The sequence below is a fragment of the Arthrobacter sp. FW306-04-A genome, assembly GCF_044358315.1.
Classification (GTDB): Bacteria; Actinomycetota; Actinomycetes; order Actinomycetales; family Micrococcaceae; genus Arthrobacter.
Map to the genome: position 1 here is coordinate 4,067,475 of NZ_CP084559.1, position 13,479 is coordinate 4,080,953.

A 13,479-nucleotide genomic window follows, 5' to 3' on the forward strand; every position below is an offset into this window, starting at 1 on the left:
TTGCGCACGCTCCGCGCCACCTAGCGCCTAATAAGTCTAGGGTCTAGGGCAAATTAAGGCCAATCGGGTGTATATAGAGTCCCCCACAATACGGCCACTCAAATCATAAGTAGCGGCCAGTCCCTTCACAGGAGAACGAAAGGTTGAGAGTTCAATCTTGAGTCATGAAGTCACAACTCCTCGCCTCTCCAGGCCAACGTGTGGGCACGCCCCAGGGTCAGCCTCCGGCGCCCACGCGGCGCAATCCCACAGCGGGAAGGTTTGCCGCGCAGCATCGCCGACGCATGTTCCGAACGGACATGCTCACGGTAGCGCTGTGGGCTTCCCTCGCGGCAGCGCTGGCTTTGTGGCTCGCCGACGGCGGGACGTCATCCGTCGGGAATGTCACCCAAGCGGTTACCGCCGTCGGGATCCTGGCGGGGCTTGCCGGTATGGATCTGGTCTTCCTCATGCTTCTGCTCGCGGCGCGATTGCCTTTTGTGGACGGCGCAGTCGGGCATGACAGGGCGCTGGAATTCCATCGGAAACTGGGTAAACCGGCCCTCTATCTCCTCTTGGCACACGGACTTCTTCTGGCGATTGGCTATGGGATGGCCGAGGGTTTGGACCCCGTCAGTGAGGCCATTGCGCTCTGGGTCCTGGTGCCCGACATGTGGCTGGCGTTCGTATCCATGGCACTGTTCGTTGCCGTTGTTGTCACCTCGCTTGTGGCTGTACGGCGCCGCTTTCCCTATGAATTCTGGTACATCGTTCATCTGCTCACGTATCTGGCGGTGGCAACGGCATTGCCGCACCAATTCAGTGTGGGCGGCCTGTTTGCTGAAGGCACTTGGCAACGCTGGTACTGGCTGCTCTTATGCATCGCCACGGGTTCGGCGTTGGCTTGGTTCCGCGTCGCCCAGCCCGTGATGGCCACATTCCGGCATCAGCTGACCGTGCGCCGCGTGGTGCGTCTTGCGCCGGGCGTCTTCAGTGTCGAAATGAGCGGTCTGCGATTGAACGAATTGTCGGGTAGCGGCGGCCGGTTCTTCGTGTGGCGCTTCTTGGCTCCCGGCATGTGGTGGCAGGCACACCCGTTCAGCTTGTCGGCGGAACCGCAGGTCGCGCCGCCGTCGACCGGACCGTCGTCGGGCTTCCTGCCGCGGCAAGGAAGCTTGCGTATCACCGTCCGGAATCTGGGTGCGGGTTCGGCCCGCTTGGCCTCGCTCAGGCCGGGGACGAAAGTGTCCATCGAAGGTCCGTACGGAGTCTTCAGTACGGCAGCCCGAAGCCGGGAACGCGTGGTGATGATCGGGGCAGGAATCGGGATCACGCCTCTCCGGGCGCTTCTGGAGTCCACTCCTTTTTCGCCGGGCCAAGCGACAGTCCTGTTGCGCGGCAGCAGTGCGGATGAGCTATTCCTCGGCGACGAGATCCTGGACTTGTGCAGAAAGCGCGGTGCCACGCTCTTCCACCTAATCGGCCCGAGGTCCGAGAATCCTCAGCGCACATGGTTGCCGGCCTCGGCGGGTGCCACCAGGCTGCGGGACTACGTCCCGGACATCGCCGACGCCGATGTCTACATCTGCGGCCCGTCCGCTTGGGCCCGCAACGTCCTGGCAGAGGCAAAAAGCGCCGGCGTGCGGGAGGAACAACTCCACTACGAAAGGTTCGACTGGTGAGGCTCAGGGCAGGAATATCAGCGGCGCTGGCGTCGGCGGCGATCCTCCTGGTCGGTTGGCAGGCAGGTTCACACGTGACGGACTCCAACGCCTCGGCGGTCACGACGTCCGCCACGGGCGGGACCGGCAGCACGGGCGGGACCGGCGCCGCCGCCAGCACGGGCTCGACGACGAACGGAACCACCGGGACCGGCGCTTCCGGATCGTCCTCGGGAACCGCAGCCGGCTCCAGTTCCAGCTCCAGTTCGAGCACCGGTGCGAGCGCCAAGGCCGGCGCAGCCTCCAAGGCCGTCGGCACCTACGCGGGAACCTCGGTGCAAACCCGTTTTGGAACAGTACAGGTACAGATAACGGTCAAGGCCGGCGTGATCACGGATGTCACCGCCCTGCATCTGACCAACAATGAGCAACGGTCGGTCCAGATCAGCAATAGGGCGGCGCCCCTGCTCCGATCCGAGGTCCTCAGCGCACAGTCGGCGAACGTCCAGACCATCGGCGGCGCCACCGTGACCAGCGATGCGTATTTGACGTCGCTGCAGGCAGCCCTCGATGCAGCCCATCTCTAGGCCTAGTGGGCCTCGGCAGGGCAATAAAGAGCCGCGACTTCGTTCCCGCACGTTCACGAGCATGGGTACCGTGGTGAGCCTGGCCGTCCCCGCTGGTCCGGCGACGGCTCCCCAAGCTGCGGTGGACGAGCTCGAGGCGGCCATCGCCGTCGTCGAGCAGTTGTTCAACCGGCTGGATCGGACGTTCAGTCTCTACCGTCCCGACTCGGAGGCGAGCGCGATGGCCCGGGCCGAGCTGGCCCTCCCGGACGCCTCAGCGGACATGCGCCGGCTGTATGTCGAGGCCTCGGAGTGGCGCACTCTCACGGAAGGTACGTTCACGGCAGAACGGCCCGACGGCGTCGTGGACTTGGCGGGGATCGTCAAGGGACATGCGATACGGGAAGCCGGAACGTCGCTGCTCGCACTGGGCCTGACGGACTGGTGCCTCAATGCGGGTGGGGATGTGCTGGTGGACGGTTCGCCGACACCGGGCGGCGCGCGGCCGTGGCTGGCGGGGATTGTTGACCCGGCGGATCGGACGACGCTCCTGGCCGCGTTTCCGCTCGGCAGCAAGCGGGCGCTGGCGACCTCCGGAACCACCGAACGCGGCCACCACATTTGGTCAGCAGGCCTTCAAACCGAACGCGCCGAGGGGTTCCGGCAAGTTTCCGTCGCGGCAGCCGATATCGTCACAGCCGACGTCCTGGCCACCGCCATCATGGCCGGCGGCGCCCGGACCCTCGCGCTGGCCACCGACCGCTGGGACGTGGACGTGCTTGCCGTGAAGAACGACGGCGGACTGCTCGCCACGCCGGGATTCAGGAATCCCGCTGCTAGGGCCGGGTGAGTTGCGGGTATTTCGGGCTCAAGCCGTCGCCCGACGATTTGCCCGTAACGCGGCGCACGACCCATGGGGCGGCGTGCTCGCGGGCCCAGCGCGCGTTGGCACGCAAGGCTTCCACCCTGGCAAGCTGAGGTTGAGGGACAGGTGGTGGCACCTCCAAGGAACCCTCGTGTTCCAGGACTGCCAAGACGCGGTTGGCCATGTTGATATGGCCAGCAGTGGACATGTGCATTCGGTCCTGCGCCCACATGTGCCAGTCGTGGTATTCGCTGAAGCGCCAATAGTCCACCAGCAGGGCACCATGGTTTTCGGCGATTTCCCGCAGCAATTCGTTGTAGATCGCGGTGCGTCCACGCATGGTGCCGAAAACCTTGGAACTGCGGGCGTCAAAGCCGGTAAAGAGGAGCAGGGTGGCACCGGTGGCGCTTAGCTTCTCGATGCCGGCTTCGTAGTCGGCCATGAGCCTGTCGATGTCCACTTTGGGGCGGAAGATGTCGTTCGCCCCGGCGTACAGAGTCACCAGCGTCGGTTGAAGCGCGACGGCGGCGTCCACCTGTTCTGCCATGACTTGCCGGAGCTTCTTGCCGCGGATTGCCAGGTTGGCGTAGCCGAAATTGTCGTTGCTTTGGGCCAGCTGCTGGGCAACGAGGTCCGCCCATCCCCTGACTCCGTTGGGCCGCGAGGGGTCGGCGTCGCCAAGCCCTTCGGTGAACGAGTCTCCCAACGCCACATACCGGGCAGAAAAATCCATGGCGCCAGTCTTTCATTACCGCAGGGCGGCCGTCACGCAGCGACCATCACGCAGCGGCTCGCAGCTAGCGTTCGCGCAGGATCCAATGATCGTCGTCCAGCCGCGCCACGATCTTCTCGCCGATCCGCGCGAGGTCCGCGACGTCGTCGTCGGTCATGGCATCCAACATCAACGAGCGGACGGCATCCACATGCCCCGGAGCGAGGGACACGATAGTGTCCATGCCGGCGTCCGTCAGGTGCGCCACGGTAACGCGGGCATCGCCCGGGTGCGCTTCGCGCTCCACCCAGCCGCGTCTCTGCAGCTTGGTGACGACGTGCGACAGCCTGGAGAGCGACGCGCTGGTGCGTGCCGCGAGCTCACTCATCGGGAGGAACCGCCCGTCCGCTTCGGACAGCATGGCGAGCACGTTGTAATCGAACAGCGACAATTTGCCGGCCGCTTGCAGCTGGGTGTCCAGGGCTGCGGGCAGCAGGGTATTGATACTCAGGAGGGCCAGCCAGGCACGGCGTTCGTCGGCATTGAGCCAGCGCGGTTCGGTCATGGATTCATCTTAGAAGGAAATTAATGCTTGACACTTCAACTTAAGGCCATTATGGTTTTAGTTGAAGCTTCAAGTAAGCGAATGCGGACCAATCCGCAGGACCATGAGCATCCAAGCAAAGGAACAACAATGGCTGACATCACCATCATCGGCACTGGCAACATGGCGTCCGGAATCGCGGCCCGCGCCGCCACCGCAGGCAAGAGCGTCCAGGTCCTCAGCCGCGACGAAGGCTCCGCTGCTGCGCTGGCCGCATCGGTCAACGGGACCTCCGGCACCACGGGATCACCCGTGGAAGGCAGCATCGTGGTACTGGCCACTCCGTTCGAGGCCTCCAAGGCAGTGCTTTCTTCCTATGGCTCCGCGCTCAACGGGAAGACGATCGTGGACATCTCCAACCCCGTGAACTTCGAAACCTTCGATTCCCTCACCGTCCCCGCCGGAACCTCGGCCGCCGAAGAACTCCAGACCTTGGTCCCGGGCGCATCGGTAGTCAAGGCGTTCAACACTGTCTTCGCAGCCACGCTCGCGGAGGGCGAAGTGAACGGTCAGACCCTCGATGTGCTCGTGGCGGGCGACGACGCCGAGGCGACAGCCGCCGTCGTCGACTTCGTCAAGGGTGCCGGGCTGCGCCCGGTGAACGTGGGGCCGTTGCGCCGATCCCGTGAGCTCGAAGCCTTCCAGTTGCTCGTCATGACGCTGCAGATCAGCGAAGCCCACCCGGACTACAACTGGAACTCCGCGGTCAAGCTGCTGCCGTAGGGCGCTGCGGTTTCGGAGGGCGGCCCCCTTTTGGCCGCCCTCCGCATTGTAGGCTGGCGGCATGTTCGTCGTTTCACTGACATACAAGGTCCCCGACGAGATCGTCGATTTCCACCGCCCCGCACATATGGATTGGGTCAAAGAAGCGTTCGACGCCGGCACTTTCCTTGCGTCCGGACGCCGCGTTCCGGCGATCGGCGGTGTGCTGTTGTCCAACGTTGACCGTGCAACGCTGGACGCCTCCTTGGCGACGGATCCGTTCTACGTCAACGGAGTAGCCGACTTCGAGATCGTCGAATTCACGGTGACCACGGCGTCCACAGGTTACGAAAACCTGCTCGACTAATCTGGTTGCGGTTCCGGGGCGTCACGCTGAGCACATTTTTGGCGCCTCGCCTCCGCCAGAAGCCCGGAAACTCGCGGCTTCGGTGCCCGCCCACCGCCAAAAAGGTGTCAGGCGTGACGCCGCCGCACGTCAAAGCAGGGCTGGTTGAGGGGACATACCTAGCCGCTCCGGCAGGACTACCGGCATGAGTGCGGGCCAGCGGGCGCTGAGGTGGTCACCGCTCGAAACTCCCCTGAAACGGCGCGAAAGCCACGGTGCCACATCGCGCCTGAGCCACGCGGCGTCCTCGGCCACGATCTCGGCGCGGCTCCGCGGTTGCAGTGGCCCGAGCACCGGTGAGCCCAGCGAATGCGTGGCACCCAACACCTCCAAGACCTTCTTCGCCATGTATTCGTGTCCGATTCCGGACATGTGCAGCCGGTCCGGAGCCCACATACGGCGGTCCTGGTACTTTTCGAAGCACCAATGGTCCACCAGGAGCGTTCCGTAAGCCGCGGCGATGCGCCGGATGTGCTTGTTGAAAACGGCCGTGCGGAGCTTGAGCGGTTCCAACACGGGCGAGAGCGGCACGTTGTACTCAGTGAAAAGCAGGATCTGGGCACCGCTCTCCGCGATCTTGGCAACGGCGTCCTCGAATCCACCGATCAGGGCGCGCATGTCCAGCCGTGCACCGAGGAGATCGTTGCCGCCGGCGTGGAAACTGACCAGTGTGGGAGCCATGCCAAGTGCCGGCTTGAGTTGTTCCTCGACGATCTGTTTGAGCCGCCGCCCGCGGAGGGCCAAATTGGCGTACCGCGTCCGCGGCTGGTGCCTGGCCATTTCCTCGGCGACGCGATCGGCCCACCCGCGGCAATCGTTGGGAAGGCGAAGGTCGGTATCGCCGACGCCCTCGGTGAAGGAATCACCGACGGCGACGAATCGCAGCGGCATATGCGTGGTCATAGTCCTGTCCCCCCGTTGTCTTGAGCGTTGCCTTGTGCGTTGTTTGGCGCCTTGCTTCCGGCAGCGGCTGAGCCCGCCGCGGCGGCTTGGCGCTCCGCGAGTTTCCGCAGCCCTGCCTTCCGTGGAACCTTCACAAGCTCCGGCCAACGTGGGCTTAGCATGTCCCCGAGCGTGACGCCGCGGAGCTTCCGGCCGAACAGCGGCAGGACCCACTCGTTTACCCAGCGGCGCTGACGACGTTCCCAATCGCGCAGCTTGAGGCGCTGCGGCGGTTCCCAATCCTTGGGAGAGAACTTATGCGGCACGCCGAGGTGATCCAGGACCTGCGCCGCCATGTATTTGTGTCCTGCTTTGGACATGTGGAGGCGGTCCGAGGCCCACATTCGGCGGTCGTGGTAGGCGTCAAGGCACCAATAGTCCACCAGCACGGCCCCGTACTTGGCCGCCAATTCGCGGACGCGTTCGTTGTAGAGGGCGTTGCGCTTCTTGAAGGGTTCCAGCACGGCCGAGACCTTGACGTCGTACCCCGTGAACAGGACCAAAGTGGCTCCTGTCGCTGCGAGGCGAGCCACGAGTTCTTCGTATTCGGCCATGAGTTGGTCCATGTCCGTGCCGAAGTCCAGGATGTCGTTGCCGCCGGCATAGAGAGTGATGAGCGTGGGCTCCATGGCCAAGGCCCGGCCCAACTGTTCCTCAACGATATGGCGGAGTCGCTTGCTCCGAACGGCAAGGTTGGCGTACTCCCAGCCAGGTTCAGCCTTGGCCAGTTTCTCGGCGACGCGGTCGGCCCAGCCCCGGACGCCGTTCGGGAGCGTCTTGTTCCGGTCCCCCACGCCCTCGGTGAAGGAATCGCCCAAGGCAACAAACCGCCGTCGTCCGTTCTGGTCAGCATGAAACACGTTCCCAGCCACCACGCCAGCGTAACCCCGCCCGGTTGCCCGCCGGCAAAGCCCAGGTTAATTCGACGCTCGTTCACCTATAGGGCCGTTTGGCCGAACGGTCGCTCACTTGATGTGAGCGTGCGTCCGCCGGAAACACCACAAAAGTGAGCGAGCGTGGGCTAGCGGAGCACTATGTCCACGGGGTTGGCCTCGGAACGCCATTCACCCGGAACCCCCGGGCCGCCGATCACGGGAGCGGTGAGCACTCCGGAGCGGTTGGTTCGTTTGTCGCGCAGGATTTCGGTGACCGAGCCAAGGTGCCGGGAAAGGTCGATCACGTTCTCGGGCGCGGCCAGCAACAACTGGAAGCCGAACTCGTGAAGCGCCTTGATCCCCGCGCCGGCGAATTCCTCCGAGGCCAGAACGAACGCCTCATCCATCATCACCGTTCCATAGGTGGTGAATCCTTGCTCAGCGATACCCAGCTGGTAGCTCAGCGCAGCGGCCATGATGAACGCCGTGAAACGCTGCCGCTCGCCACCGGACATCGAGCCGGTGTCAGCATGCATGTACACCTCGGTCTTCTTGCCGCCCCGCGGGCCCTGGACGGAGCGGTGCTCCTTGCACTGGATGAAAAGATGCCCACGGACATCCAGCACGTCGGCGCGCCAACGCCGGTCCTCCGGGGTTTGCGATCCGAGACGCTTGACCAGCGTTTCGAGCGACTTGTAGCGGTTGGTGAGTTCGACGTCGTCGTCCGCCTCGGGCGAGGCCCCGGTCCCCGAAGCGGCACCCGCCGCACGGGACGGCCGCGTATGACGCGTCTTCAACGCATTGTGGATGGCGTCCTTGAACTGCTTCGCGGTGGCGGGCAGCGTCTGTTTGATGTCGAGTTCCAGGAAGCTTCCCTCATGGAAATTGACCTCGGACAGGATGCCGTTGAGGGGCAGGATGCGGCTGGTGATGGCGCGGCGTTCCTCGTCGAGCAGGTGCAGCAGCGTACTGAACGATTCGTGCGTGCGCTGGTTGAAGAACTGCCGGAATTCAGCTTCCTGCGCGGGCAAGCCTTCGCTGACGATCTGGTGATAACGGGACTCAAACTCCCCCGCCGCGCCAATGGAGGTGCCGTGGTCCGCGGAAATCGCGGTGCCCCATTCGCGCACGAATCCTTCGAACATGCGCGTCAGCCGCTCGGCCAACGCCTGCCCGCGAGACTCTGCGGCGTGCAGCTCTGCCAAGAGCTTGCTCCGGACTTCGGCAGCCAGGGTGTCGAGTTCGTGGAGCTCGCTCACCTCGGCGAATGCGCTGAAGTACGGTTCGAGGGCAGTCACGGTAGTGCCCGACGGCGGCGCCTGGTCCAGGCGGTTGCGCGCAGCATCCAGGAGGGCGTCAGCCGTGGTCATCTGCTGGTCGAGCGTCTTGTATTCGCTCTGGAGCACCGCTGCCGACCCTGTGGAGGACTGGTGCTTTTCGCGTACAGCCTCGATATTTGCACGCAAGGGCTCCAAGTCGGCCTGCGCGGCCAAGGCATCTTTGAGCCGCTGTTCGATCTTCGCGAGTTCCTCAGCGGCAACTGCCGCAGAGACCTGTTCCCAACCACGCTCGTCGTCGGCGATGCGGCGCAGCGCCTCGAGTTGGCGCGTCATGCCCTGGTGGGAATCCTCGCGGCTCTGGGCGAGTTCGGCGGCCTTTGCAAGCTCATTTTCGAACTCGCCGACTTTAGCAGCCACGAGTTCCAGCTTGGAAGCATTGTCGAAGCCGAGAACGTAGTCCTGCCGGCTCGTAAAACGGTCGTCCTTCTCCACGGTGTGCTTGTTGCGTTTGACCACACCGCCCAGGCTCAGGCCTTTGTCCAGCTTTGCGAGTTCGTCCGGGTCTTCCACGCATGGGTAGGCGAAATCGAGGGCGATCCGCTCGCGGATCCACTCTCCGGCGTCGGCGTTCGCCCCCAAGGTGAGGATGTTCAGCTTCGTCAGCAAGTCGCCGTCGGACACGTCCTCCACAGCCAAAGCGCCGCCCGCGAGCGGTTTGGAGACGTCCACTGCGCGCAGCGCGCCGCGGACGGTGTTGTCGTTGAGGTAGCGCGTAACGGCCGCGAAATGCTCCCCCGGAACCAGCAGCGTCGTAGCGAGGTTCCGCAAAGCACGCTCGGCCGCGGGCCGCCACTGTTCCTCCCCTTCCGCGAGGTCTATCAGCTCGCCGCCGAAGGGCATGCGGTCCTCGGGGATGCCGGTGGCCGCGGCGAGAGCGGCACGGTTTTCAATGCTCGACGGCGGCAGAAGGGACTTGCGCGTCTTCAGCGAGACGAGCTCCTGCTGGGCTGCGGCGAGCTCACGTTTCTTGGTGGCGTGGCCGTCGAAGGCTTCGAACCGGAGCTCCCGCAGCGCTTCGGAATCGTCCTTGAGCTCGGCGGAGCGGCTCGCGGCTTGCTCGTGGGCCCGCTCCCAACCCGCAGCCGTCCACTGAAGGTTCAGCCCGGCGTCGGCCAATGCCTGGCGGGCCGCTTCCTCCACTTGCTGGCGGAGCTTGAGGCCGACACGGGCATTTTCCAGCGACTGCTCGATCGCCGAAATCGCGTTGCCGCCCTGATTGTTGTAATCCGATTCGAGCTGGCGCAGTTCCTTGGCCAGGGCGTCCCTGACGCCCCGCTCGGCGCTGAGTTCCTTGGCCTTCGCCTGGGCGAGGTCCTTGAAACGGGCCAAAGTCTTGGCGTGGACAGTGACGGAAAGCTGCTGCTTGTAGGCGTCGAATTCCTCGCCACTGAGGTCCCGGAGCCGGTTGGCTTCCAGCAACGACTGGGCATACTCCTTGTTCATTCCCGGCACGGGGGCGAGCTGATCGCGCTGCTGGCGTACGTCCTCCAGCCGCTGCCTGATGGACATGAGGTTGCTGAACTCCTCGACGACGTCGTCTGCGGCAGTCAGCGTCGCGGGTGCGTCGAGCACCTGGTCGCGGAAGAACGTGTTGACGCTGCCGCCGAGCCCCTTGCCCGCCTGGATCACCCGCAGGAGCGGGAGCGCCTGGTCCGAGTTGATACCCAGAAGCCTGCGGAAACGCTCCGCAAAGGCTTTGTGCACATCGAATATCTGGCCATCCGGGAAAATGGTCTCCAGCGCGCCTTTTGTGAACCGCTTCTCTGCGATGCCCTCGATCGCGCCCAAATCCAGGGGCTTGTTGTCAATCACGTAGAACCGGCCGACGCTGGACTCCGTGCCGTTCTTAGGCAGGTCGAACAGGGCCGAGACGGTGATCTTGGTGCCGGCCGCGTTGTCGAACGTCAGCGCGACGGCGGACCAGGTGGCACCAGGGCGCTGGAAGGCACTCGCCGAGCCCTCGCCCACGGCCTTGTCGCCCACCTTTCCACGCATGTACGTGAACGTGGTCCTCTTGTCCTCCACAGCCCCGCCAGCCCGCTGCGCTGCCGCCTCGTTGGAGCGCGGCCGGGCATCGAAGACGCGGAGCATGGCATCGAACAACGTCGACTTCCCGACGCCCGAATTGCCCGTGAGCAGCGTGCCGTTGCGGTCCACGTGCATGGTGTGGGCGCCATGGAAGGTGCCCCAATTGACCACCTGGACCAAGGCAAGGCGCATCTGGCCCGGGTTGGTGAGTTCGCCGATCGGAAGCATGGTTGCGATAGTCAATTGGCTGCCTCCTCTAGCGAGATTCCGTCGGAGCTGTGGTCCCCAGTCACCGGATCATCGCCTTCCTCGTCGTCGGGCAGCTCGGGTGACTCGCCGTCGTCGTCCGTTTGTGTTAGTTCGATCAGCGGTTCGGTGCCTGATTCGTCGGCTGCTACTGCGATCAGTGCTTCGATTTGGGCCGGGATGTCGCCGATGTTTTCGAAGGGGAGGGCTAGGGGGAGGGCCTTGGAGATCGCGAAGGTGTCCTCGATGCCCGTGGCCAGGAGGAGTTGGCGGGCTAGTAGCTTCGTGACGGTGCGGTTGACGACATCGGTGTCGCGGAGGGCGTCTTGTTGGCCGGATGGCTGGTAGTGCGCAACGAGCTCGGCGATTTCTTCGCGGGTGATGACGGGATCGGTCTGTGCCGTGGCGTGGCGGTCAAGGAGGAGCCTTAGTCGCAGCAGCACGATTGTCTCGACACGGCTCAACGCGCGCTGTTGGCGAAGGATGCTCGAGCGGGCGCTGCCGCCGATGGCTTCCGGATCAACGGGCCGGAGCACCGCGATCTTCCGTTCGTGGTCCAACTGCAGGTTCAGGAAGAGCTCCGAGAGCCTGCTGCGGAGAATCACCTGATTGTCCAGAAGGGTGGTCCAGAGCTTTTCGTCGCGGCCGCCGTCGATGTACGGACCCTTAAGCAGCCGCACGAGGGCCTGGCGGACCTTCATGGGCAGCACGCCGGTATCGCCCGGGAACAGCGCCGCGCCGTCAACAAACGTGTCGCGAGGCGTGACACGGAACGGGTCCGAGTGGACATGTCCATCCTGCGCCGCCGTCGAAGAATGCGCATGTCCATCCTGTGAAGGTCCGGATTGGACATGCTGCGTTATGTCCAATCCTTGCTCCGAAGAGGGGGCATGCTCGGTGGGGTGGGCGTCAGTCATCGGAATCCTTAGTCAGCGTCACGAGGGGCAGGTACGCGGTGCGCGTGCTGCCGTCGATTTGTTTGAAGTCGATGTCTTCCCACGCAGCCCGGTCAAACGACGCACCCCCGTGCAGCGCTTCGGACAGGAGGGCCCGGACAGTGTTGATGTGCCGTTCTTCCTCCGGGAGATTGGTCCAAGCCTCCGCCAGCGTGGCTGCGCCTGCCATGGCGGCGCGGACGACGGCGGGCCTCGCTTTCGCGGAGCGCAGCGACCTGACGCGGTCCGAATCGCTGAACGCAATGGGATCGGCGAGCTTGGGAGGCGCTGCGAACTCATCCGGATCGAAGAGCTTAACCATGGCGAGTGATTCGAATCCGGCGTTGAACAGCACCGGTCCGCGGACCAGGCCGGGGCGGTCGCGTTCGTAGGGCATGGAGCGGATCGCTTGCTCGGCCTCGCGCAAGACCTGCCGGAGCCGGACCGACTGTCGGATGTCATCGCTTTGGATGTAGTTGTTCAGGCTCTCCGAAAGCCGGCCGTAGATGCGCTGGATCTGGCTGTGCTGGGTGCGAAGTTCCGCCACAAGGTTCTTGAGGGTTTCCCGATCCTCATGGCTGAGGTCGTCGGCAAACTGACGGCTCAACACGTCACCGATCGCCGATCGGAAGCGCAATTGTTGCTGCGGATCCTCAAGGAACGCAGTGAAGGAGCGGAAGGTGCGGCCTTCGGGACTCTGCCGCAAGCGTTTGTCCGCTTCCAGGACCTGCGCCATGGTGGCACCTTTGCTGAGGGATTCCTCGATGATCTGGTTGCGAAGCTCACCGACCAGTTCCTCGATGCGGTCGCGCATTTTTTTGTAGTCCGCCGGCAGGCTCGCCGCCAGGTCCAGGATGTTCCCTGCCGCTTCGATGGCTTCTTCGTCATCCAGGAGACCGTCGAAGTCGCCGGAGCTAATGTCTTCGATCAGCTGCTGACGCTCTTGAATCTCCTCCGAGAGGGACTCCAGGCGGGCGCTTTGGTCCGGATTGGTCTCGTTGGCGAGCTTTTCGACGTCGCCCAACAGCGTTCCGAGCCGGGAACCGTTGAGGGTGGAGCGTTCGCTGGAGAGACTATCGAGGAAAGCAAGGACGCGCGCGGCAGCTTCGGTGATTTCGTAGACGATCTGGCCGGACTGGCTGCGACGGGTCAGGAACTGCTTGCGGGTCCATTCGTCGGCAAACGCCTTGCCGCTCGCCTGCCCTCCCAGCCCGGGATCCTGCCTCCGGAGTTGCTCAAGGAAGGCGTCGACGTCGGCGTGGAACTCCTCAAGCGGAAGTTGCGGTCTTGTGCGGGTGAAGGACGCTTGGAGCACCGCGATGACCCAGGGGGCCGAGCGCGTGAGGACCCATGCGGGGCCCTTGGTGAGAAGCTCGAGGTCCCTGAGCCGTGCGCTAATGGCATCGGCTGAGGACGTTGCTGAGCGGGACACTTACTCTCCTTCAGCTGCCGCGGAACCTTCTGGCAGCGGAAATCCCGAAAACTGCCCCGTACAAGGTTAACGCAGGGTGCGCCGCAACCCTTCCGTGATCTACCTAGCGGTAGGGTTTCGATCGCGTATCGACACGCATGGCGGCCGGTGTTGTTGCTAGCTGAACTGCCGATATCGCCCCTAGTG

General features: G+C 64.2%; 12 protein-coding genes. 5 read left to right on the forward strand and 7 right to left on the reverse strand.

Annotated features, from left to right (window positions below):
- Positions 1–284: 284 nt before the first annotated feature.
- The 3 genes from LFT43_RS18985 to LFT43_RS18995 all read left to right on the forward strand — a co-directional run bounded on the left by LFT43_RS18985 (position 285) and on the right by LFT43_RS18995 (position 3,056).
- A complete protein-coding gene (locus tag LFT43_RS18985) occupies positions 285–1,661 on the forward strand; it encodes a ferric reductase-like transmembrane domain-containing protein (RefSeq protein WP_395799489.1) in 1,377 nt (458 codons plus the stop codon).
- Complete coding sequence (locus LFT43_RS18990; RefSeq protein ID WP_395799491.1) at positions 1,658–2,227, forward strand: FMN-binding protein; 570 nt, start codon at positions 1,658–1,660, stop codon at positions 2,225–2,227. Before LFT43_RS18985 ends, LFT43_RS18990 begins: the two co-directional genes overlap by 4 nt.
- A 61-nt stretch (positions 2,228–2,288) precedes the next feature.
- Positions 2,289–3,056 carry an FAD:protein FMN transferase gene (locus LFT43_RS18995; protein ID WP_395799493.1) on the forward strand — a complete coding sequence of 256 codons (768 nt, stop codon included), beginning with the start codon at positions 2,289–2,291 and terminating at the stop codon, positions 3,054–3,056.
- On the opposite strand, the gene LFT43_RS19000 is transcribed toward LFT43_RS18995, so the two are convergent.
- Complete coding sequence (locus LFT43_RS19000; protein WP_395799495.1) at positions 3,043–3,804, reverse strand: SGNH/GDSL hydrolase family protein; 762 nt, start codon at positions 3,802–3,804, stop codon at positions 3,043–3,045. The genes LFT43_RS18995 and LFT43_RS19000 overlap by 14 nt on opposite strands.
- A gap of 64 nt (positions 3,805–3,868) precedes the next feature.
- Positions 3,869–4,348, reverse strand: a complete 480-nt coding sequence (locus tag LFT43_RS19005) for a MarR family winged helix-turn-helix transcriptional regulator (protein ID WP_268020097.1) — start codon at positions 4,346–4,348, stop codon at positions 3,869–3,871.
- A 129-nt stretch (positions 4,349–4,477) separates the two neighbouring features.
- Between LFT43_RS19005 and LFT43_RS19010 the strand changes: the two genes are divergently transcribed.
- Positions 4,478–5,110, forward strand: coding sequence for an NADPH-dependent F420 reductase (locus tag LFT43_RS19010; protein WP_395799498.1), 633 nt, complete (start codon positions 4,478–4,480; stop codon positions 5,108–5,110).
- Between the two features lie 61 nt (positions 5,111–5,171).
- Positions 5,172–5,456, forward strand: coding sequence for a YciI family protein (locus LFT43_RS19015; RefSeq protein WP_395799500.1), 285 nt, complete (start codon positions 5,172–5,174; stop codon positions 5,454–5,456).
- Between the two features lie 129 nt (positions 5,457–5,585).
- On the opposite strand, the gene LFT43_RS19020 is transcribed toward LFT43_RS19015, so the two are convergent.
- The 5 genes from LFT43_RS19020 to LFT43_RS19040 all read right to left on the reverse strand — a co-directional run bounded on the left by LFT43_RS19020 (position 5,586) and on the right by LFT43_RS19040 (position 13,293).
- Positions 5,586–6,398, reverse strand: a complete 813-nt coding sequence (locus tag LFT43_RS19020) for an SGNH/GDSL hydrolase family protein (protein ID WP_395799502.1) — start codon at positions 6,396–6,398, stop codon at positions 5,586–5,588.
- Entirely contained in the window at positions 6,395–7,309 is a 915-nt protein-coding gene (locus LFT43_RS19025) for an SGNH/GDSL hydrolase family protein (protein ID WP_395799504.1), read from the reverse strand. The genes LFT43_RS19020 and LFT43_RS19025 overlap by 4 nt, the downstream gene beginning before the upstream one ends.
- Positions 7,310–7,458: 149 nt before the next feature.
- Entirely contained in the window at positions 7,459–10,923 is a 3,465-nt protein-coding gene (locus LFT43_RS19030) for an ATP-binding protein (protein WP_395799506.1), read from the reverse strand.
- Complete coding sequence (locus LFT43_RS19035) at positions 10,920–11,843, reverse strand: DUF4194 domain-containing protein (RefSeq protein WP_395799508.1); 924 nt, start codon at positions 11,841–11,843, stop codon at positions 10,920–10,922. The genes LFT43_RS19030 and LFT43_RS19035 overlap by 4 nt, the downstream gene beginning before the upstream one ends.
- Entirely contained in the window at positions 11,836–13,293 is a 1,458-nt protein-coding gene (locus LFT43_RS19040) for a DUF3375 family protein (RefSeq protein WP_395799510.1), read from the reverse strand. The genes LFT43_RS19035 and LFT43_RS19040 overlap by 8 nt, the downstream gene beginning before the upstream one ends.
- Between the last annotated feature and the right edge of the window lie 186 nt (positions 13,294–13,479).